The following is a 20958-nucleotide window of genomic DNA, read 5'->3' as shown; positions in this document are numbered from 1 at the left end:
GATGCCCAACTACCAGGCACCCGGTGTCTATGTGGAAGAGGTGCCCGTCACCCCGGCGATCACCGGAGTCGGCACCAGCACGGCCGGCCTCGTCGGGGTCTCGACCGGGGCGAGGATGCCGTCCCGGCCCGACGGGTCGCCGTACCCGCTGGCACCGGCCGGAGAGCCCCAACTGATCACGGACTTCGACCAGTTCAAGCGGGCCTTCGGGGATTTCGACCCGGGGAACCTCGTTCTGGCCCACTCGGTCCACGGGTTCTTCAGCAACGGCGGGTCGGTGTGCTGGGTGGCCCGGGTGGCGGACCTCGACGACGCCGGTGAGGTCCAGGACGTGCTGGACAGGTTCGCGGCGATCGACGAGGTGGCGATCGTCGCGGCGCCCGGGGCGCTCAACGCCGCGGTGCAGACCGCCCTGATCAACCACTGCGAGGACGTCAACCTGCAGGACAGGTTCGCCATCCTCGACGGTCAGGAGGTCACCACGGTGACCGCCGCGGACATCAAGGGCGGCCTGGAGGGCACGGCCGCCGGCACCAGCGACTACGCGGCCATCTACTTCCCGTTCGTCAAGGTCTTCGACCCCGACAGCAAGGCCGTGATCGCGATCCCGCCGAGCGGCCTGATGGCCGGCCTCTACGCCCGGGTCGACACCGCGCGAGGCGTCCACAAGGCGCCCGCCAACGAGACCGTGCGCGGCGCGCTGGGTCTGGCCTACCAGACGTCCAAGGCCGAGCAGAGCAATGTGAACCTCCAGGGGATCAACGTGATCCGCTCCCTCAACGGCGCGATCCGGGTCTGGGGCGCCCGCACCCTGGGCAGCCCGGACCCGACGAAGATCCCCTACATCAACGTCCGCCGGCTGATGAACTTCCTGCGCGAGTCGATCGACGAGGGCACCCAGTTCGCCGTCTTCGAACCCAACAGCAATCCGCTCTGGCAGAAGATCAACCGGTCGGTCACCGCCTTCCTGACCAGGGTGTGGCGCGACGGCGCCCTCTTCGGTACCCAGCCCGAGCAGGCCTTCTATGTGAAGTGCGACGAGTCCACCAATCCGCCGGAGACCCGCGAGGTCGGGCAAGTGATCACCGAGATCGGGGTGGCCCCGGTCAAGCCGGCGGAGTTCGTGATCTTCCGGATCGCCCAGTTCCCCGAGATTCCCACCACGTAGCTTCCCACCCGCGAGGAGATACCCATGGCCACCGGCTCACGCGTGGATCCGTACCGCAACTTCAACTTCCTCGTCGAGCTCGACGGGATCACCCAGGCCGGTTTCACCGACGTCTCCGGCTTCGGAGCCAGCACCGACCCGGTCGAGTACCGGGAGGGCGGCGACAACACGGCCAACCGCAAGCTGCCCGGCCAGACCAAGTACCCGAACATCACGCTGAAGTGGGGGCTCACCGACTCGCGTGAACTGTACGACTGGTACCGCGACGTCACCAAGGGCGTGGTGGTGCGGCGCAACGGCAGCATCATCCTCAACGACCTCGCCGGCCAGGAGGTGGTGCGCTGGAACTTCTTCGACGCCTGGCCGACCAAGTGGGACGGCGCGGACTTCAGCGCCAAGGGCACGGAGGTCGCCATCGAAACCCTCGAACTGGCCCACGAGCGGGTCGAAAGGGCCTGAGCATGTTCCAGACCGAGGTCGACTTCGTTCTTCCCCTGGGGTACGCCGACGAGGACGGGACCCTGCACAGGAAGGGAACCATGCGGCTGGCCACCGCCGCGGACGAGATCCATCCACTGCGCGACCCGAGAGTCCAGCAGAACGAGGCGTATCTGATCGTCATCATCCTGTCGCGGGTCCTGACCTCCCTCGGCTCGCTCTCGCAGATCAACCCGAAGGTGGTCGAGGGGCTTTACGCCGCCGACCTCGCCTACCTCCAGGAGCTCTACAACCACACGAACCAGCACGGCGCCGCGGCCATGGAGACGTCCTGCCCGCGGTGCGAGCACCAGTTCCCGGCGGCGGTGAACGCCGCGGGGGGATCCTGAGCTACCCCCTCAAGGCGCTGTACGAGGAGGTGGCTTTCATCGCTTATCACTTCCACTGGCCCCCCGAGTCGGTCATGAATCTGGAGCACGCCGACCGCCGCCGCTGGGTGTCGGAAATCTCGGTCATCAACCAACGCGTCAACGAAGGGACAGCGACGTGACGCCGAACCACGCCGACGGGGCGCACCCGGTGCTGCGGGCTGTGCGCGGCCGGCGGAAAGGTCCGCCCGGGACCCGAACCGGGCCGAACCGCTGGTGTGCCTGGGCGCGCGGGATGAGCAGTGACCGCATCAGGGCGGAGCGGTCACGCAGGGCGGCGGGCATGACGTTCCTGACCCCGTGGGGGCAGCGCTCCCCGGCGGCGGTGGTCGCGCGTCCATGGCCTGCCCGCTCCCATCCGGCCCTGGTGCGGTCGGCGGTCGACGTGGTGCCGGTGTCCAGGTCGGCCTGCGGCCACCGCGTCGGCGCTCCACCGCAGGCCCCCGTGCGGTGGCCGACCGGGCATCGGGCACCGGTACCTCTCCGGCGGCTGACGGCGTCCGTCGGCCTCCCGGGGTACGAGCGGGCGCCCGGCGCGGCTCCGGTCGGGTCGGCCGGGCCCGCCGGTCCTGCGGGCCCGACGGGACGGGTCGTGCTCGGCCGTCGCACCGCGGTGCCCGCAAGCGGTGGGGCGGCCTCGGCCGACATGGCGCTGCGGCGGGTGATCACCGAGCTGGTCACCCGGGTCGTGGGCAGCCACCGTCGGGTGGAACGGGACGCCCGCCGCCAGGGAGTGGTCCACGGACGGCTCGGTGCCGCCGCGACCCCGGTCGGGCAGCAACCGCCGGTCGTCGCGCGGCTGTCGGCCCCGCCCGGGTATCCCCCTGGGGCGGCGGCAGCGGCCCGCGGCGGCCCGGATCCCGCGCAGGCCGATCTGGAGCGCCTCACCGATCGGATCGTGACCCGGCTCGACGACCGACTGACCGCGCAACGGGAGCGGTTCGGGCGCGTGTTCTAACCCGCATGTCCCGGCCCCTCGCATCCCCCGACGGAGACGCTGATGGCACTCGCCAAGCTCCAGGTGACCGTTGAACACACGGGAGAAGTCATCTCCGTGCCGTTCAACCCGGAGGAGTACACGCTCAACCAGGACAACTCCTTCGCCTCTCAGGCCGTCCCCGGGCTGTCGGGTCCGATCCTCCAGTTCGCCAACGGCAACATGCAGACCCTCGAGATGGAGCTGATGTTCGACACCTGGGACACCGGCAGCCCGGTGAAGCAGGACGTCCGGGATCTCACCGGCCGGGTCGTACGGCTGCTGGAGATCGACAAGGACCTGCACGCGCCGCCCGTGCTACGGGTGCGGTGGGGAAGCCTCGACTTCCGCTGCGTCCTGGCCAGGGCCAACCAGAAGTACCAGATGTTCGCCGACGACGGCCGACCCGTCCGGGCACGTGTCTCGGTCACCTTCAACCGGTTCATCGACCCCGAGCGGGAGGCCAAGGAGGTGGGCCGCCAGACGGCCGACTTCTCGAAGTTCCACGCGGTCGTGGACGGCGAGACCCTCAGCGGGATCTCGGCCCGGTACTACGACGATCCGCGGCTGTGGCGCGCGATCGCGCTCGCCAACGCGCTGGGCGACCCCCGGGCCCTCGCCGCCGGGCAGGCACTGCGCATCCCCGCGCTTCCCTTCCACAGCCCGGAGACGGGCGAGGTCGTGAGCTGACATGGCCCGGTTCCCCGCCTACGCCCCCGAGTTCCGGGTCGAGATCGACGGCCGGCCGATCCCGGCGGCGCTGCGCGGCTGCGTGAGCCGTATCACCTACACCGACGGTATGCAGGGCGCCGACCGCGTCGAGGTCTCGATCGCCAACGAGAACCTGCGCTGGCTCGACCATCCGCTGCTGCGCATCGACCGGCCCTTCACCCTCGCGCTGGGGTACGCGCCCGACCCGCTGGAGCGGGTCTTCGTCGGCGAGATCACCGGTGTCAACGCGTCGTTCCCCAACGGCGGCATGCCGACGCTGACCGTCGTCGCGCACGACTTCCTGCAACGGCTCACCACCGGCACCAAGGACCGGAGCTTCATGCTGAACGTCCCGGCGATCGGGCACTTCCCGCTGCCGGACCCGCTGGTCACCTCGCTGGTGTCGGCGTCCAACCTGCTGATCCCGCTCAACGACCCGGTCGGAGCGGCGCTGTCCTTCTTCACGCTCGCGGTGGCCTACGCGGTGAGCCCGGTCGAGGCGAAGCGGGGGGTGCGCCTCCAGCAGTCCGAGAGCGACTTCGACTTCCTCGGCCGCATCGCCCGGGAGAACGGCTGGGAGATGTACATCGACCACACGCTGGAGCCGCAGGGGTCGGTGCTGCGCTTCCAGTTCCTGGTCCAGGACTACACCCCAGGTCTCAGCCTGGCCTGGGGCCAGTCACTGGCCGACTTCACCCCGCGGCTGACCAGCGTGGGGCAGGTTCTCGGCGTCCAGACCCGGGTGTGGCTGCCCAGTATCAAGGCCGAACTCGTCGTCATCCTCGGCTGGGACTACGACCGCGCCGCCTTCGACCTCCAGATCTTCCCCGGTCTCGGGGACGTCGAGAGCGTGGTCGGCGCGGCGAGGGCCCGCTCGCTGCTCAAGGTGGAGGCCGTCGGCCCGGACATGGTGCCCAGGAAGCTCTTCAGCGAGCTGCTCCCCCGGCTCAACAACCGGCTGACCGGGAGCGGCAGCACAGTGGGCAACCTCGCGGTCAAGGCCGGGCGCGTCATCGATCTGCGGGGTCTCGGCGACGAGTTCAGCGGTCTGTACCGCGTCACCAGCGCCACGCACACCATCGACGGCGGCGGGTTCAGGACCTCCTTCGACGTGCGCAAAGAGGTCTGGTTCGGCTCGATACCCACCCCGAAGGGGGCCGACGGGCCGGCCCGCGTGAACGGCCGGCGCATCGGTTGAGCGCAGAACTCCCGCCGACTGAAGGAGCGATGAACGTGTCTCTGCTCGAGTGGGGTACCGCGTGGGAGGACCTCGGACGCAAACCCGGTGTCAGCATCGCCGCGGGCACCGTCACCAACAACGTGGACCTGCTGCTGGAAGGCAAGATCCTGGTCCGTGTCCCATCGCTGGACCAGGAGGTGTGGGCGCGTCTCGCGGCCGCCGGCGCGGGCAACGGAGCGGGCTTCTTCTATGTGCCCCGCATCGACGACGAGGTACTGGTCGCCCTCGCCGGAGACGACCCCCGTGACGCCTTCGTGGTCGGAGGGCTGTGGAACGACCGCGACAGGGTGCCGGTCGGCGACCCGGTCACCGCGCTCGCCAAGCGGATCATCCGCAGCGGTCTGACGGCCGGCGCCGGCCACGAGATCGAGATGGACGACCTGGCGCAGTCGATCACCATCACGACGTCCACCCAACAGAAGATCACGATGAACCCGGCCACGATCGAACTGACCAACCTCGCCGGCACCGTCTCGATCAGCCTGAACAACGCCACCCAGGGCGTGACCATCACCGCCGCCGCCAGCATCGCGCTCGAAGCCCCCCGGATCTCGCTGAAGGGCGCGACGGTCGAGATCAACGGTGCGGCCACCACCACGCTGAAGTCCGCCGGGGTCTGCAATGTGACCGCCCCGCTCGTGAAGATCAACTGAACCCCCGACGGGAGAGACCGACCATGCCACCTGCCGCACGCGTACTCGACCCCACCGGCCACCCGGGCGTCGTCGCCGGACCGGGCGTGCCCACCGTGCTCATCGGCGGCATGCCCGCGGCCGTCCTGGGCGACACGCACACCTGCGCCATGCCGCCACTGGCCGGGCCCCATCCGCCGAGCCCGATCGTCGGGGCGAGCCTCACCGTACTGATCTCCGGACGGGGCGCGGCCAGGATGGGAGACCTGACCGGGTGCGGCGCGCCGATCGTGGCCGGCCTGCCCACCGTCCAGATCGGGGGGTGAGCGATGGTCACGCGGCAGGCCGCCCCCGACCCCAGGGCATTCCTCGGCTCGGGCTGGAGCTTCCCTGTCGGGGTGCGGCCCGACGGCTCCGTGGCGACGGCCACCTACGAGGAGGACGTCCACCAGGCGATCCGGATCGTGCTCGGCACCAACCCCGGTGAGCGGGCGATGCGTCCGGACTTCGGCGCCGGCCTGGACCGCTTCGTCTTCGAACCGGTCAGCCCGACGACGATGACGCGGGTCAGGACCCGGGTCCACGACGCGCTCGTCGACTGGGAACCGCGCATCGACATCCTGGACGTCGTCGTGACCTGCGCCGACCCGGAGCAGCGCAACCGGCTGGACATCGAGGTCCAGTACCGGGTGCGGGCCACCAACGGGGTCCACAACCTCGTGTACCCCTTCTACCTGGAGGAGGGGACGCCGCAGTGATCCCGTCCCTCCGCCCCGACGCCGGCCCCCGCGACGCCGCCGCCTTCGTCGCGGCACTGCTCGCCCGCCGTTCCGGCTATGTGCCGGAATGGCAGCCGGGGGCGAGCGGCCCGGACATCGCCCTCGCCGAGGTGCTGGCCCGCTACCTGGCCTCGATCGCCGCACGGCTCGACCAGGCGCCCGACAAGCACCACCTCGCGCTGCTCGATCTGCTCGGCGTCCGGCTGATCCCGGCCCAGGCCGCCCGCGCCCCGGTCGTCTTCACCCTCTCGGCCACCGCCGACGACCTCCGGGTGCCGGCGGGTACCCGGCTCGCGGCCAAGGCGCCGGACCCGCTGGGGCCCTCCGACGGCCCGCCCACCACCCCGCCGGGCCCGGTGTGGTTCGAGACCGAGCGTGCGACCGGGCTGGCGTCGGGGCGGCTGGTCGAGCTGCGCAGCCTGTGGCCGGGCCGGGACCAGGCCATCGACCACATGCCGGCGCTCACCGCCGGGCAGCCCTTCCGGCCCTGGAACCCGCCGGACCTGCGGGATCTGCCGCACCACCTCTACCTGGCCCATCCGACCCTGCTCGCGCTCTCCGGCGAGAGCCGGCTCGCGGTCGAGTTCGAACTCGGTCAGGGTGCCTCGGAACCGCTCGACGCGGCCTGGGAGTTCTGGGACGGCGATGTCTGGCGGCCGTTCGGGAGCACCGCCGCGGCGGGCGACGTCTGCGCAGCGGCGCAGCAGGACAGCACAGCGCGCTTCCAGCGGACCGGCACCGTCCGTCTGGAGACCGAATGCGCGCAGACCAGGAAGACCGCTGTCGACGGCATCGAGAACTACTGGGTGCGCGCCCGGCTGGTCGAACCGCTCCTGCCGGACCCGGCCCAGCTGCTTCCGGAGGTGGAGCAGATCCGCCTGTCCACGGTCATCACCCGCCGTATCGGCCAGGCCGTGCCCGTCGACGACGGGACGCCGGCCATCGACGGGGGCTTCCCGCCCGACACTGCGGTCGCCGACGACGCCGAGGCCGACGTGTCCGTCCCGTTCTATCCGTTCGGCCTGCAGCCCCAACCGGGCGCGGTCTTCTACTTCTCCTCCGCGGAGGTCTTCACCAAGCCCGGCGCCGAGGTGCGGGTCTGCTACGTCCGCACACCGACCCCTCAGGACGAGGTACGGGCCGCGGACGACGAGCCGCTCACCCACCAGGTCGCCTGGGAGTACTGGGACGGCCGCGCCTGGACGGCCGTTCCGGGCTTCACCGGCAGCCCCGTCGACCTCGACCCGGACCCGCCGGGCTTCGGCAGCGTCACGCTCACCGTTCCGCACGACATGGCGGAGACGACCGTCGCCGGCATCGAAGCGCGGTGGATGCGCGTACGGCTGGTCAGCGGCGGCTTCGGATTCAAGAAGACGGTCAGCTGGACCGACTCCGCGCAGCAGGACCCCGTCACCAACACCTTCACCTATGTGGTCAGCCGGCCCCCGGCCCTGTCGGTGTTCAGGCTGGGCTATTCCTGGACGTTCGGTCCGTTCGCGCCCGAACGGGTGCTCACCTGCAACGAGTTCCGGTACGCGGAGCACACCGAGGAAGCCGTCTGGCCGGGCCGGGTGTTCCGGCCCTTCACGCCGCCGGCCGACACCACGCCCGCGCTGTACCTGGGATTCGACAAGCCGCTTCCGGCCGACCGGATCGGCATCTTCTTCGGCATCGAGGAGAACCCGGCCGAGACGCTGGGGCCGGCCCAGCTGTGGGAGTACTGGGACGGCGGGACCTGGCGCGCCCTGACGGTCGACGACGAGACCCGTCGGCTGCGGCTGCCCGGAATCGTCGGACTGACCGGCCCGCAGGACAGCCGACCCGTGGCCCGTTTCGGCACCGCCCGGTCCTGGCTTCGGGTGCGGCTGAAGGAGGACGGCCCACCGGGCGCGCCGTCCATCCGCGGTGTCTTCCCCAACGCCACCTGGGCGGTCCAGCACCAGACGGTGACCGATGATCCGGTCGGGGCGGGCACCGGCGTGCCGGACCAGGTCCTCGCGTTCCGTCAGGTACCGGTCCTGCCGGGACAGCAGGTCGAGGTCCGCGAGTTCGCCGGCCCGCGCGCGGCCGCCGAGTGGCGCGTCGTCGCCCTGGAGCTGTTCGCCGGGGACCGGCGGACCGTCCGCGACATCGAGGCGCTGCTCGGAAGGGAGTCCGGCGCGAGCGACGTGGAGTACGGCCCCCTCCGGCTGCGCCGCGACCGCAACAAGCAGGTGACCGAGGTGTGGGTCCGCTGGGAGGCCCGCGACCACCTGCTGCGCTCGGGCCCGAGCGACCGGGTGTACGTGCTGGAGCGCACCAGCGGACGGCTGCAGTTCGGCGACGGTACACGGGGCAGGATCCCGCCCGCCGGAGCCGCCGTGCTCGCCCGTCGCTACCAGACGGGCGGCGGCAGCACGGGCAACGTCGCGGCCGGTGCCGTCTCGCAGCTCCAGGGCGCCTTCGGCGGCGTCGAGTCGGTCGCCAACCCGATGCCGGCGGAAGGCGGCGCCGACGCGGAGACCCTGGACGCGCTGCGGGCCCGCGGCCCGGCGACGCTGCGGCACAGGGGCCGCGCGGTGTCGGCTGCCGACCTGGAGGCCCTCGCCCGGGAGGCGTCTGCGGCCGTCGCGGTCGCGCGGGCGCTGCCGACCCGCTCGGCCGACGGGCGGCGGCGTCCCGGGTATGTGACGGTGGTCATCATCCCGGCGAGCGCCGACCCGCGTCCGTGGCCGTCGTTCGGCCTGCGCGAGAGCGTCCGCCGGTATGTGGAGGCGCGGGCCGCCGCCGCTCCGGCGGGGTTGCGGCGCCTCGAGGTGATCGGGCCGGCGTATGTCCCGGTCGATGTGGACGCCACGATCGTGCCGCGCGACCCGGCGGAGGCGGGACCTGTGGAACAGCGTGCGCGAGCCGCCCTGGCCCGGCTGCTCCACCCCCTGTACGGCGGGCCCGAGGGCGCCGGCTGGGAGCCGGGCCGCTCCGTGTTCCTGTCCGACGTCGCCGCCGTCCTGGAGCGGGTCGACGGCATCGACCACGTGGAACGGCTGGCCGTCTCGACGCAGGGGCGGACCGGCGGCGAACGGATCGACATCGCGCCGCACCGGACGGTGGTCGCCGGGGAGCTTCGGCTGGGGCCGGCCCCCGGCCGTTCGGAACAGCAGGCATGAGAGGAGAGCGCACCATGGCGACCGGGCTGCCGCTGCCCAATCTGGACGACCGCCGCTGGCAGGAACTCGTCGACGAGGGACGGGCCCTGATTCCCTGCTACGCGCCGACGTGGACGGATCACAACGCCCACGATCCGGGCATCACCCTGATGGAGCTGTTCGCGTGGATCGCGGAACTCGATCTCTACACGGTCAACCAGATCACCGACCGCCACCGCCGCAAGCTGCTGGCGCTCGCCGGGGTCGCACCGCGTGCGCCACGACCGGCCCGGACTCTGCTCGACGTGCGTCTGGCGCCCGGTGCACCGGCCAGGGTCTTGCCGACCGGATTGGAGTTCGAGGGCCGCGACCACTTCGGCGTGCCGGTACGCTTCCGCTCCTCGCACGGACTGACGGTCCAGCCGGGACGGCTGGCGGCGGTGCTGACCGGAACGGGGCTCGACGACCTGACCGACCTGACCACCGCCTGGCAGCGCGGTGAGCCCGTGCAGCCGTTCGGCGCGGATCCGCGGCCGGGTGCGGCGCTCTACCTCGGCTTCGACCTGCCGTCACCGTGGCCGGCCGGGTCCGCCGTCAGCCTGGGCTTCGCCCCGGCCGACCCCGACGGCCGGTCCGGCACTGAGGAGCGCGAACGGATCGCCGACGAGGCGCGCGCCGCCCGCGCGGACCGCACTCCGCCGTGGCAGGCCGCCGAGTGCGGTCCCGCTCCCGCTTCCGGATCCGGCCCCGCCGACGACGAACACCTCGCGGAACGCCTCGTGCACCACTGCGCCGAGCTGGTCTGGGAGGTGCTGACCGGCCCGCGGGGCTGGACCCCGCTCGACCCGCACGGCGGCGTCGAGGACGACACCAGGGCCCTCACCCTGGACGGCCGGGTGATCGTCACCCTTCCGGCGCCGCCCGCGCCGCGTGCGCTGGAGGACCGCCACGGCCCGCTGGCGTGGCTGCGGGTCCGGCTGAGGTGCGGCGCCTACGACGCCGCTCCCGTCCTGCGCGGTCTGGCGTTCAACGCCGTGGCCGCGGTCCAGGCCGTCCCGGCGGTCCTGACGCTGCCGATCACACCCGGCGCGCCGGTGACCGGCACTCCCCCGGCCCCGGGCGGCCCGGCCGTCCTGGACCTGCGGATCGACGCGCGCGGCGCGGTCGACCGCCTGGGGTTCCGCTCCCCCGCGGGCGACCCCGCCGCGGTCCGGGTCCTGTCCTACGATCCGGGGGGCCGCACGCTCACCGTCGAGGCGGCGGCGGCGCAGCGCGGCACCGGCGGACCACTGCAGCGCGTCGGGATTCCCGGCGCGCCCGTCGTGGCCGAGAGCCTGCGCCTGTCCAGTCTGGAGAACGGCGTCTGGCGTCCATGGGCGCTGCGGGCCGACTTCGACGCCTCGTCACGGGCCGACGCGCACGCCGTACCGGACGCGGCGGCGGGCACCGTCCTCCTCGGCGACGGGGAACGCGGCCGGGTCGCCCCGGCCGGTGCGACGCTGCTGACCACCGCGGATCTGACCCGCGCCGACGGGGGCAATCTGCCCGCCGGGGCCGTGGACCGGGTGGCCGGCTCACCCCACAACCGCGCGGCCGTTCCCGACCTGACGGTCCTGCTCGCCGAACTCGCCGGAGTCGCCAACGTCGTACCGGCAGCGGAAGGGAGCGCGGCGGAGACGGTGGAGTCCGCCATGGCGCGCGCCCGGCAGGCCCATGAGCAGCCGGCCCGCGCTGTCACGGCCGACGACCATGCCGCGCTCGCCCTGCGGACACCGGGAGTCCGGACGGCCCGTGCGCAGGCCCGAGTCAACCACCATCCCGGTTTTCCGTGCCTGACCGCGCCGGGCGTCGTAACGGTGCTGGTCGTCCCGTATCTCCCGGCCGACCGCCCCGCGCCGAGCCCGGGAATGCGGGAGGCCGTCGCCCGTTGCCTCGACCGGCGGCGGGTGCTCGGCACCAGGGTGGAGGTCACCGGCCCCGTCTATGTGACCGTCACCGTCCGGGCCACCGTCGCGCCCCGCGCCGATGCCCGGCCGACCGACCTGGCGCCCGCGGTGGCCGCCGCCCTCGACCGCTTCTTCGACCCGCTCACCGGTGGCTCTGACGCCGCTGGCTGGCCTTTCGGGCGCGACGTGTACCGCTCGGAGGTCCTCGCGGTCATCGACGAGGTGCCAGGCGTCGCCCATGTCCTCGCCCTTGAGCTGGTGGCCGATGACTCCGCCCCCAGCTGCGGGGACCTCTGCGTCGGACCGGCCGGCCTTGTGGCCCCCGGCCCGCACCGGATCGAGGTGGGGTGACATGTCCACCGACACTCCACGGGCGGACGCCTCCGGGGCGAACACCGCCTGGACACCGGCCGACCCGCAGCGCCTGCGGCACGGCCGCGGCGAGGCGCTCGCCCGGCGGGATCTCGCCGACCAGGCCCGGCTGGACGACCAGGTCCGCTGGGCGCACAACCGCGCCCTGCACAGCGCGTACGGGGTCGTCGCGGGGATGGACGTCGCCATCACCACGAGCGACAGCGGGGCACGCACCGCCCGCGTCGGTCCGGGACTGGCCTACGACCGGTCAGGACGGGAGCTGATCCTGCGCGAGCACCGCCGGATCGAGGTGCCCCACGACGGTCCGCTCCTTCTCGTGGTGGCCCGTGAGGAGACCTCAGCCCCCGCCTGCGCGCCGCTGCTCGGCGGATACCTCCGCGACGGCCGGGTCCCCGATCACGACGTCGTCCTGCGCTGGCTGCCGCGCTCCAGCTCCGCCGTCCGCTCCGGGGTGCCGCTGGCCACCGACGACCCGCAGACGCGGTTCCGGCCACCGCGGGTGCGCCCGCTCGCCCGCCCGCGGATCGGCCACGGGGCGACCATTCCCGGCCAGACCGCCTGGAAGCCGTGGACCGAGGTGCTCGACGGCGAGTCGGCGTATCTGGGCATCCAGGTGGAGATCGACACCTCGGCGGCGGGCTTCACCGCCACCCCCTGCTACTTCGCCCAGATCAGCGGATCACTGTGGATGCCGGAGTTCCCCGTGCCCCTGCTGTTCCCGTTCGGACATGTGGGCGAGGCAGACAAGGACCGCTTCGCCTACCGGCTGCTGATGCCGTGGCTGTTCTCGGTCCCGGGGCTTCGGCCGGCGGGCCGGGAGGACCTGCCCGGCCCAGCGCGCGCCGCGGCCCGCGGGCCGCGGCCGGACGTCGACAGCGCCCTGCGCGCCCCGGGGCGCACCATCGCCCTCGCTGTGACCTGGACCGGCATTCAGGGTTTCGGCGACGACACCTCCTCCGCCCACCTGCGACAGAAACGGCGACCGGCATGAGTTTCATCGACGCGACGCGCTCGGTCGAGCGCCAACGCTTCTTCGACGGGCAGCGTCTCTTCGCCTCCGACCTGCAGGGCATCGAGGCGTTCAACCACGAGATGCGCCGGCTGCACAACCAGAGCCTGCACCAGCCGGGCATCGGCAACGGGTTCGCCGTCAGCGGCAGGAAAGGGGACAAGGAGGCCGGCGTCGAACCCGGGTACGCCATCGACGACCTCGGGCGCGAGATCGTGCTGACCACGTCCCGCACGATCCAGACGCCTCCGGTGGCGGGTGACGCCGAAGGCAAGCCCCAGCGCTATGTGCTGACCGTGCGCTACCCGGACGACGCGGAGCTGGAGGAGGTGGAACTGCGGGAGGGTATCTGCGACACCCGGGGGGCCGTGCGGCTGCGCGAGGAGCCCGTCTTCTCCTGGGTCCCCCTCAACCCGGACGGCAGCCCGGCCCAGGATCGGGCCGCGATCGTGAGCGGGCGCAGCCTGATCCTCGCGGAGATCGCCGTGCGCGGGTGCCGGCTCGACAAGGACCTCAGCATCGCCCAGCGTCGCAACGCCCGGCCGCCGACCCGGCCCTACATCGCGTGCGGCGTCCAGCAGCCGACGGTCTGGGAGCCGTGGGACCCGTGGGAGGACGGGAACCTTCCCGACGCCGGGAAGCTCGCCCTGCCGGTGCGCGGCACCTACCGGCTTGCCGGGGGTCTGCAGGCCCCCGTCGACACCCGCAGCGGTGGATTCCTGACGACGCCCGGCTACTTCGGGCGCATCGACGGTCCCCGGATCATCGGGATCCCCGCCGGGGACGGTGAGCCGCGCGTGGTACTCGACGGCCTGCTCAGCATCGTGGACCCCACAGCCACGGGGTTCACCGCCCAGGTACTGGTCCTGGCCTTCGAGCAGGACCGGGTGGAGCCCACCCCATCGGGCGATGTGAAGGACCCCCGGCCCCCGGAGCCGGCGGACTTGGTGACGGAGTGGCAGGTCGGCTGGATGGGCGTCGAGGGATGAGGACGGCGGTCAGCGGGAGCGGGGTGAGCCGGGGCCGATGAACACCACTTCCCCCTCGGACGGGTTCCTCTACACCAACCGGGACAACACCTGGCCGGACTTCACGCTGCGCGGGCTGGACATCGTGGACGGCAGCCTGCGGCTGTCCCGGCTGCCGGCGCCGGACGGGGCGCTGCCGTCCGGGCTCGCCGGTCTGCCGGCCCCGGACGGACCTGCCGGCCTGGCCTGTGCTGACGACGGCTCCGTCTACTCCACCGACCTCGGACGGCAGAGAGTCGTACGGGCCGACGGCTGTGACGGCCGGACAGGACCGGTGGCCTGCCTCGGCGGCCCGGGCGGCGACCCCACCCGGCTGCGCGACCCGCGCGGTCTGCTCGTCCACCCCGGCCGGCGCGCGCTGCTCGTCGCCGACACCGGCAACCACCGGTTGCAGGTCTTCGACCTGGCGACCTTCCAGCTGATCGGCGTCTGGGGCCGGCCGGGCACCGGGCCGGGCCGGTTCGACACGCCGTCGGCACTCGCCGCGGACCGCTCCGGACATGTGTACGTCATCGACCGCGGCAACCGCCGGGTGCAGCGGTTCACCTCCGGCGGTCGGCCCGTGCCCGGCTTCTGGCGGACGCTGTCCGGCGGGACGGCTCTGGCCGACCCGGTGGCCGTCGCCGTGGTGGCCGACCCCGGCGGCGAGCGCGTCTGCGTCCTCGACGCGGGCCGCAAGGTCCTCGTCGTCACCGACCTGTCCGGGCGGCTGTGCGAGGAGCGCGCCCTCGCCGTGACCGGCGCGACGCTCGGCCTCGCGGTCACCGGTGAGGCGGTCTACGTCGGCGACAACAGCGGGGCGGGCGGCCGGGTGGTGCGGCTGCGGCGCGACGGGACGCTGGTGGGGGCCGCCCCGGGGTACACGGGACCGGTCGCCGCCCTCGCGCTGGATCAGCGCGGCGGCCTGCTCGCCCATCCCGGCGGGTCGGGGCCGCCGGTGCGCCTCACGCTGGAAGGCGCCTTCGTACGACAGGGCTTCGCCTGGGGCGGGCCCTTCGGCGGGTTCACCAACACGTCCAAGGTGTGGCATCGGCTGCGAGCCGCGATCACGGGCCTGCCGAAGGACGCCCACGTACGGTTCTCCGTCCACACCACGGACGACCCTGCGGCCGCGCCGCCGGTCGACGAGGCGGGGGAGGACCCGTTCCCGGCGCCGAGCTGGTGCTCCGGGCCACCGGACCTGGGTGAGTTCCTGATCGACCGGCCGGAGGCGAAGCTCGCCTGGGTGGGACTGCGGCTCGGCGGCGAGGGCACGGCATCGGCCGCGGTCGATCAGATCCGGTTGGAGTTCGACCAACCCACCTACCTGGACCATCTGCCCGCCCTCTACCGGCACGACCACGGCGCCAGTGACTTCCTGCCGCGCTACCTGGCCCTCGTCGAGAGCCTGTTCGCGGAGGTGGAGGGCCAGACGGCCGACCTGAGCAGGCTGCTCGACCCGGCCGGCGCGCCGGCCGCGTCCCTCGACCGGCTCGCCAGCTGGGCAGGGCTCCGGGCGTCCCCCTGCTGGAGTCAGGCGCAGCTGCGCGACGCGATCGCGCGGGCCTACCCCGAGTCGGCCGCCCGCGGCACGCCGGCCGGCCTGCGGGCCGCACTGCGGAACGTCACGGGAGTCGACGCCTGGATCGAGGAGCCGGTCGTCCAGGCCGCGTGGTGGGCGCTCGCCGACGACGCGGCGGCACCGCAGGCCCAGCGCGACACCTCGGTGCTCGGGGTGACCACCGTGCTCGCTGCCGCGCAGCCGCAGGGCGCGGTGCTCGGATCGACGGCCGTCGTGGACGGTTCGCACCTCATCGGGGGCGACGAGTTCGGGGCTCCGCTGTTCGAGACGGTCGCCCACCGCTTCACCGTCCGCGTCTACGGCGGGGCGGCCTCCCGCGAGGAACGGCTGCGGGCCGTGGCGGCCTTCCTCGACCGGGAGAAGCCCGCGCACACCGAGTACGTGATCTGCCCGGTCGAGCCGCGGTTCGCGATGGGAAGCCAGGCGAGGATCGGGGTCGACGCCGTCGTCGGCGGCGAGCCGGCCCCGGCCCGCCTCGACGGGAACGCGGTGCTCGGCGACGGCCTCGTGCTCGGCGGCCGGCCGCCGGGACAGGTGGGGGAACGCGCTCGGATCGGGATGACCACGCTGCTGGGTTCGGCGTCGGTCCAGGACTAGCACAGCGCCCGCGGCACGACTGGAGGAGCCATGAACCGAACACGACAGACACCGGCCCGTACGGACCGGCCCGGCGGGCTGGCCACGCCACGGAGAAACCGCTTCTTCCACGGCAAGATGATGGACGTCTACCAGTTCGAGCTGGAGACGGCGTACGGCATCGGCATGCGGCGCATGCTGAACCGGCTGGTCACCGGCAGTGGGGTGATCTGCGGGCTCGACGTCCTGCGCGGCGACGATCCGCTCACCGTCGAGGTCACCTCCGGCATGGCGATCGACGGATGGGGACGCGAGATCATCGTCCCCGCCACCAGCGCGCCCGTCACCATTCCGGACGCGCTGCTCGAACGGATCTGCGGTGACCTCGACGACGCGAACGGCGCCTCCGCGGCCGCCGAGCGCGACCAGCGCGATGACCGGCAGCCTGCGGAGCGCGAAGGCTCCTCCGCCGGCGAAGCTCGCCGCCGTTCCCCGCGACGGCACGACCGCACGTGTGAGGACGGCCCCTGGGTCACTGTGACACTGTGTTATCAGGAGTGCGAGAGCGACCCGGTGGCCGTGCTGGCCGGGGACTGCTCCACCACGGCTCCGTGCGCCCCCGGTGCGATCCGTGAGCAGTACCGGATCGGGTTCGAACCCGGATGCGCCGAACCGGTCGACGTCAGCTGCCGGTTCCCGGACATCCTCCGGCAGGGGGAGATCGATTACGGGGCGCTCGCACGCTGGGTGACTCGCACGTGCCCGGACCCGCCCCGCAACCCGTGCGTCCCGCTGGCCAACGTGAGCCTCGAGTGCGGCGGCAGCGACAGCTCCATCGCGCACATCGACATCGAGATCCGCCCGGTCGTCTTCGGCAACCCCCTCCTGTTCGACATGCTCACCCGGACCGTCGAGGAGGAGCAGCCGGGCAGCGACTGGCGGCGGTAGCCCAAGCCGAAGGCGCCGTGTGCGCGGCACTCACCTCTTCATCTGCAAGGAGAAGCTCATGCAACCGGCCACCACCCGGGAATCGACCTGCTGCGGGCAGGGCCACGCCGGACAGGCCGTACCGGGCGGTTCCGGCCCTTCCGCCGGGACCCTGGAACGCCCCCGGTACTTTCCCCGGCAACTGATCACCCCTGACGACCTGACGTTGGAGGCCGACTACTTCCGCGACCGGATGCGCAGGCACAACGTCCATCTGCACGGCTGGGGCGTTGTCTGCGGCGCGCTCGTGTGCGTGGTCCCGGTCGCAGAGCAGCCCCAGGCCGGCGGGGCGGTCGGGAACGGGGCACAGACCGTCACCGAGCCGTGGCTGGTGCGGGTGCAGCCGGGATACGTCCTCGGTCCGTACGGTGACGAGATCGTGATCGATGCCGTCTGCGAGGTCTCTCTGCGCAACGGGTCCGCCGGTGAGCCGGCGGACCCGCGGTGCGGCGAAGTCTACGTCAACGAGCCGGAGGGGCCACTGTACATCGCCGTCCGGTACCGGCAGGGCCAGGTGCGACCGGTGCCGGCCCAGCCGGCGGGGTGCGGCTGCTCCGACGTGAGCTGCGAGTACTCCCGGTTCCGCGACGGATTCGAGTTCGGAGTCCTCGACCACTGCCCCGGCTCCCACCGGCCCGACGGCGAGGCGCGGCAGGGCGAGGAGGGCAATCCCTTCTGCCCGCCGTGCCCGGACAGCGCGTGGGTGGTCCTCGCCGAGGTCACGGTGGACGCCGACGGGACGGTCACCAGGATCGACAACTGCTCGTGCCGGCGCATCGTCTCCTCCACCCGCGACGACTGGCGCCGGTGCGGCAGCTCGGACGCGGACCGCCCACCGCAGGGCGGTGCGGAGACGGCGAAGGCGACGGAGGGCAGCGCGCACCAGGCCGCGAAGGGCACACGCCCGGCGGGCGACGGCGGCGGGCGGGCCGCCACGACGGCGAAGCGACGCGCCTCCGGCCGAACGCGAGTACGAGGTGCCTCCGAGGAGAGCACCTGACCCTGCGGGGGAACACGGTACATACGGCGTTTCAACGACGGTGCACGGGCGGACAGCTCCCCGGAGCCGGCCCGATACGGAGGATGCGATGCGTGCCTACAGCAGGATCTCGCGGGCGAGTGCGGGAACCCCCGACCGTGCGCGGGCAGTTGGCCGGCGGCCGGACGCGCTGCCCGTCGGCAACCAGGCGGCGCTGCGCCACATCGCGCGGCGGGCGGGCCAGGAAGGTCTTCCGGCGGAGGCGACGACGGCACTGCGCGGCCCGGGGCGGCCACTCGACCCCGGCACCCGCCTGCTGATGGAACAGCGGTTCGGCCGCTCCTTCCGACAGATCCGCGTGCACACCGGCGCCGCGGCCGCGTCGGCGGCCCGGGCCGTTGACGCTCAGGCCTTCACGGTAGGCAGCGACATCGTCTTCGGAACCGGCCGCTACCTTCCGGCGACGCCGCACGGCCGCGGTCTGCTCGCCCACGAACTCGCGCACGTCGCCCAGCAGGAGCACTCCCCGGCGACGGGGCCCGTGCCCGGTGACGTGGGCGCCGCCGAGCACCAGGCGGACTCGATGGCCCACTCCGCCGCACTCGCCCAGCCGGTGCCTGCTCCGATGCGTGCGCCCCAGCAGGTGATGCGGGCGTCCCGTACCTTCTCGCTCACGTTCGACGACGGCCCCCACACCGCGGCTCTCGGCACGGGAGAGAACCGGACCGAGAACATCCTCGACACGCTCAAGGGCCGTGGCATCAAGGCCGGGTTCTTCGTTCAGACCGGCGTCAAGGACCGCATGGCGCACTCCGTCGGCCAGGCACTCGTCGCCAGGATGCAGGCTGAAGGCCACTCGGTCGGCATTCACACCGGGGGAACCAGGGACCACGAATCCCACCCCGTCGCGGAGGCGGCCGGCCGCCTGGAGGGAGAACTGCGGGCGGGCAAGGCCGCGATCAAGAAGGCGACCGGCAGCGAGCCCACGCTGGTGCGACCGCCCTATGGCGCTTCCAACAAGGCTGTGCGGGCGACCTACGCCAGGGTCGGCCTGACGAATCTGCTCTGGGACATCGACGCGGACGTGAACGCAAAATCCCTCGCCGACCTGAAGAAGAACGTCGCGAAGGACATGGCGGATGTGCACAAACGCGGCTGGAAGTCCTGGACCGCGTCCAAGAACATCGTCGTCCTCCTGCACGACCTGCGGGCGAACACCGCCAAACACGTCGGCGACGTCATCGACCACATCAAGGACCTCGTGAACAAGGCCAGCGGCGGCAAGGACTCCGCCACGTTCACCGCGCCGTAGAAGGGAACACCATGTCGCGTCTCTCCCCTCACCCGGTGCACCAGGGGCCGGCCGCCGAGCCGGCCGTGCAGCGGAGTTCGCCGCAGGGCCGGCCGGTCACCCGCCACCCAGTGCTGCGCCTCCAGGAATCCCACGGCAATCAGGCGGTGCTGCGGATGCTCGACGGCGGGCAGGCCCAGGTGATCCGGCGGTGCGCCACCGGTGACGGCAAGGACGACGGGAGCTGCGCCTGCCAGGGCACCTCGCCCCACGTCCAGCGGCAGGCGGCCGGCGGCGACGCGGCGCCCGCCGGGGTGCCCTCCTCCGTTCACGAGACGCTGAGCGCCCCGGGCCGGCCCCTCGATCCGGCGACCCGGGCCACGTTCGAACCCCGCTTCGGACACGACTTCGGGCACGTGCGGGTGCACACCGGAGCGCAGGCGGCCGCCTCGGCGAAGGCGGTGGCGGCGCGGGCCTACACCTCCGGTTCCCACATCGTCTTCGCCTCTGGCGCCTATGCCCCGGCCTCCGCGGACGGGCGCCGTCTGCTGGCCCACGAGCTCGCCCACGTCGTCCAGCAGCGCGGCGCCGCGAGCACCTCCCCCACGGAGGTCGGCAAGGCCGACGACCGGGCCGAGCGGAGCGCCGACGAGGCAGCCCGCTCGGTACTGGACACGGGAGGTCCCCCGGACGCCGGGGCCGTTGCGCCGAGCGCCGCGCCCGGCTCCCGAGTCCTGCGCCGCGAGGAGGAGACGGAGCACGGCGCCGAGGTCATGGCCGCGGACCTCGACCCCTCCGAGGTCCATGACGGAGACATGCCGACGTCGGGCCCACCCGCCCCCGAACTCGGGGAAACCGCTCTACTCGAACCCGAACTGCGGTTGGAGACGGCTCCGGGCGAGCCCCCGCAGTCACCGCCGGCGCGCAAGGCTCCCGCCCCGCCTCCGGCCTCCGCCCGATGGATCACCAAGATCGACATCGACCTGACCAGCCAGGAAATGACGCTGACTTGGAGCGACGGCGCAGCCGAAGGCCCTCGCGCGATCTCCAGCGGCAAAGGGCTGCCGAACACCACCGAGGACCCCTGCAAGACGCAGAAAGAGCAGAACTGCACACCGACCGGCTCCTTCGTGGTCGGCTCCAAGGGCGGTGAGGGCCACAAGAACCAGAAGGGCGACGCCATGGCCTGGTACGTCGAGTTCGTGGCGGGCCGTGGCATCGGCATCCACAACAGCCAGCCGGTCATCAAGGGCCGCCCCCTCTCGCACGGTTGTGTCCGCGTGGGGGCCTCGGCCGCCGACAAGGAATACGCGAAGAGGGTCAACCAGAACTCCCGGACCGGCAAGACGATCATCGTCGTGGGCGGCAAGGCGCCGACCGTGCCGTGGACCCAGCCCGTCAAAAAGCAGCCGGCGAAACGGGCCGCTCCCAAGAAGTGACCGGCGCGAGAGCGGCGACGGGCAGCATCGGAGAGTGCGGGGCAAGTTCCCCGACTCTGCTGTTCGCGGACGAGTCCGGTGGGCACCCACTGGAAACCTGTCAAGCCCTGACCGCGCGCGACTGGACGACACCCGGTGCCTGTGGATCTCTGGACCTTGCGACGGCCCGTCCAACCCACGGACAACGTAGGGCCCAGTGAAAACCCCTGACGCGTCATCAGACCCCTGACGCATCATCACTGCGAACACCCCGTCGCCCATCCGCAAAGG

The 20958-nt window shown here is 72.5% G+C and carries 19 protein-coding genes; all 19 read left to right on the top strand.

From position 1 onward, the window contains the following. The first annotated feature begins 1 nt into the window (after nt 1). Complete coding sequence (locus IEY86_RS24470) at nt 2–1168, top strand: phage tail sheath subtilisin-like domain-containing protein (RefSeq protein ID WP_189133998.1); 1167 nt, start codon at nt 2–4, stop codon at nt 1166–1168. A 24-nt stretch (nt 1169–1192) separates the two neighbouring features. Beyond that, nucleotides 1193–1627: a phage tail protein gene (locus tag IEY86_RS24465; protein ID WP_189133997.1), complete on the top strand. Its 435-nt coding sequence runs from the start codon at nt 1193–1195 to the stop codon at nt 1625–1627. 2 nt (nt 1628–1629) lie between these two features. After that, a complete protein-coding gene (locus IEY86_RS24460) occupies nt 1630–1995 on the top strand; it encodes a phage tail assembly protein (protein WP_189133996.1) in 366 nt (121 codons plus the stop codon). A gap of 29 nt (nt 1996–2024) precedes the next feature. After that, nucleotides 2025–2156, top strand: a complete 132-nt coding sequence (locus tag IEY86_RS37605) for a DUF6760 family protein (protein WP_265805441.1) — start codon at nt 2025–2027, stop codon at nt 2154–2156. A gap of 113 nt (nt 2157–2269) precedes the next feature. Beyond that, nucleotides 2270–2992 (top strand): hypothetical protein, encoded by a 723-nt coding sequence (locus IEY86_RS24455; RefSeq protein WP_189133995.1) that lies wholly within the window; start codon nt 2270–2272, stop codon nt 2990–2992. Between the two features lie 42 nt (nt 2993–3034). Continuing rightward, nucleotides 3035–3700, top strand: a complete 666-nt coding sequence (locus tag IEY86_RS24450; protein WP_189133994.1) for a CIS tube protein — start codon at nt 3035–3037, stop codon at nt 3698–3700. 1 nt (nt 3701) lies between these two features. Next, nucleotides 3702–4919, top strand: coding sequence for a phage late control D family protein (locus IEY86_RS24445; RefSeq protein WP_189133993.1), 1218 nt, complete (start codon nt 3702–3704; stop codon nt 4917–4919). A gap of 29 nt (nt 4920–4948) precedes the next feature. Then, nucleotides 4949–5614, top strand: a complete 666-nt coding sequence (locus tag IEY86_RS24440) for a phage baseplate assembly protein V (protein WP_189133992.1) — start codon at nt 4949–4951, stop codon at nt 5612–5614. A gap of 23 nt (nt 5615–5637) precedes the next feature. Beyond that, nucleotides 5638–5919 (top strand): PAAR domain-containing protein, encoded by a 282-nt coding sequence (locus IEY86_RS24435; protein WP_189133991.1) that lies wholly within the window; start codon nt 5638–5640, stop codon nt 5917–5919. 3 nt (nt 5920–5922) lie between these two features. Next, on the top strand, nt 5923–6351 hold the full coding sequence (locus IEY86_RS24430) for a GPW/gp25 family protein (RefSeq protein WP_189133990.1): 429 nt from the start codon (nt 5923–5925) through the stop codon (nt 6349–6351). Then, nucleotides 6348–9518, top strand: a complete 3171-nt coding sequence (locus IEY86_RS24425; RefSeq protein WP_189133989.1) for a putative baseplate assembly protein — start codon at nt 6348–6350, stop codon at nt 9516–9518. Before IEY86_RS24430 ends, IEY86_RS24425 begins: the two co-directional genes overlap by 4 nt. A 14-nt stretch (nt 9519–9532) precedes the next feature. Further along, the gene (locus tag IEY86_RS24420) at nt 9533–11794 is read left to right on the top strand and encodes a putative baseplate assembly protein (RefSeq protein ID WP_189133988.1); all 2262 of its coding nucleotides are present in this window, start codon (nt 9533–9535) and stop codon (nt 11792–11794) included. 1 nt (nt 11795) lies between these two features. Then, nucleotides 11796–12809 (top strand): hypothetical protein, encoded by a 1014-nt coding sequence (locus IEY86_RS24415; RefSeq protein WP_189133987.1) that lies wholly within the window; start codon nt 11796–11798, stop codon nt 12807–12809. After that, nucleotides 12806–13816, top strand: a complete 1011-nt coding sequence (locus IEY86_RS24410) for a hypothetical protein (protein ID WP_189133986.1) — start codon at nt 12806–12808, stop codon at nt 13814–13816. The genes IEY86_RS24415 and IEY86_RS24410 overlap by 4 nt, the downstream gene beginning before the upstream one ends. A gap of 37 nt (nt 13817–13853) precedes the next feature. Then, on the top strand, nt 13854–16013 hold the full coding sequence (locus IEY86_RS24405; protein ID WP_189133985.1) for a phage tail protein: 2160 nt from the start codon (nt 13854–13856) through the stop codon (nt 16011–16013). Between the two features lie 30 nt (nt 16014–16043). Beyond that, nucleotides 16044–16940, top strand: coding sequence for a hypothetical protein (locus tag IEY86_RS24400; RefSeq protein WP_189133984.1), 897 nt, complete (start codon nt 16044–16046; stop codon nt 16938–16940). 58 nt (nt 16941–16998) lie between these two features. Continuing rightward, nucleotides 16999–17979: a hypothetical protein gene (locus tag IEY86_RS24395; RefSeq protein WP_189133983.1), complete on the top strand. Its 981-nt coding sequence runs from the start codon at nt 16999–17001 to the stop codon at nt 17977–17979. Nucleotides 17980–18067: 88 nt separating this feature from the next. Continuing rightward, entirely contained in the window at nt 18068–19270 is a 1203-nt protein-coding gene (locus IEY86_RS24390; protein WP_189133982.1) for an eCIS core domain-containing protein, read from the top strand. A gap of 11 nt (nt 19271–19281) precedes the next feature. Next, nucleotides 19282–20688: an eCIS core domain-containing protein gene (locus IEY86_RS24385; protein ID WP_189133981.1), complete on the top strand. Its 1407-nt coding sequence runs from the start codon at nt 19282–19284 to the stop codon at nt 20686–20688. Nucleotides 20689–20958 lie beyond the last annotated feature (270 nt).

Origin of the sequence: Wenjunlia tyrosinilytica, from assembly GCF_014646055.1 — a bacterium.
Lineage (GTDB): Bacteria > Actinomycetota > Actinomycetes > Streptomycetales > Streptomycetaceae > Wenjunlia > Wenjunlia tyrosinilytica.
The sequence above is the reverse complement of the archived record's forward strand: the minus strand, read 5'-3'. Positions and strand labels throughout refer to the sequence as shown.

Coding starts and splice junctions, on each gene's coding strand:
- IEY86_RS24470 (WP_189133998.1), top strand. CDS start 2: ATGCCCAACTACCAGGCACCCGGTGTCTATGTGGAAGAGGTGCCCGTC.
- IEY86_RS24465 (WP_189133997.1), top strand. CDS start 1,193: ATGGCCACCGGCTCACGCGTGGATCCGTACCGCAACTTCAACTTCCTC.
- IEY86_RS24460 (WP_189133996.1), top strand. CDS start 1,630: ATGTTCCAGACCGAGGTCGACTTCGTTCTTCCCCTGGGGTACGCCGAC.
- IEY86_RS24455 (WP_189133995.1), top strand. CDS start 2,270: ATGAGCAGTGACCGCATCAGGGCGGAGCGGTCACGCAGGGCGGCGGGC.
- IEY86_RS24450 (WP_189133994.1), top strand. CDS start 3,035: ATGGCACTCGCCAAGCTCCAGGTGACCGTTGAACACACGGGAGAAGTC.
- IEY86_RS24445 (WP_189133993.1), top strand. CDS start 3,702: ATGGCCCGGTTCCCCGCCTACGCCCCCGAGTTCCGGGTCGAGATCGAC.
- IEY86_RS24440 (WP_189133992.1), top strand. CDS start 4,949: ATGAACGTGTCTCTGCTCGAGTGGGGTACCGCGTGGGAGGACCTCGGA.
- IEY86_RS24435 (WP_189133991.1), top strand. CDS start 5,638: ATGCCACCTGCCGCACGCGTACTCGACCCCACCGGCCACCCGGGCGTC.
- IEY86_RS24430 (WP_189133990.1), top strand. CDS start 5,923: ATGGTCACGCGGCAGGCCGCCCCCGACCCCAGGGCATTCCTCGGCTCG.
- IEY86_RS24420 (WP_189133988.1), top strand. CDS start 9,533: ATGGCGACCGGGCTGCCGCTGCCCAATCTGGACGACCGCCGCTGGCAG.
- IEY86_RS24415 (WP_189133987.1), top strand. CDS start 11,796: ATGTCCACCGACACTCCACGGGCGGACGCCTCCGGGGCGAACACCGCC.
- IEY86_RS24410 (WP_189133986.1), top strand. CDS start 12,806: ATGAGTTTCATCGACGCGACGCGCTCGGTCGAGCGCCAACGCTTCTTC.
- IEY86_RS24405 (WP_189133985.1), top strand. CDS start 13,854: ATGAACACCACTTCCCCCTCGGACGGGTTCCTCTACACCAACCGGGAC.
- IEY86_RS24400 (WP_189133984.1), top strand. CDS start 16,044: ATGAACCGAACACGACAGACACCGGCCCGTACGGACCGGCCCGGCGGG.
- IEY86_RS24395 (WP_189133983.1), top strand. CDS start 16,999: ATGCAACCGGCCACCACCCGGGAATCGACCTGCTGCGGGCAGGGCCAC.
- IEY86_RS24390 (WP_189133982.1), top strand. CDS start 18,068: ATGCGTGCCTACAGCAGGATCTCGCGGGCGAGTGCGGGAACCCCCGAC.
- IEY86_RS24385 (WP_189133981.1), top strand. CDS start 19,282: ATGTCGCGTCTCTCCCCTCACCCGGTGCACCAGGGGCCGGCCGCCGAG.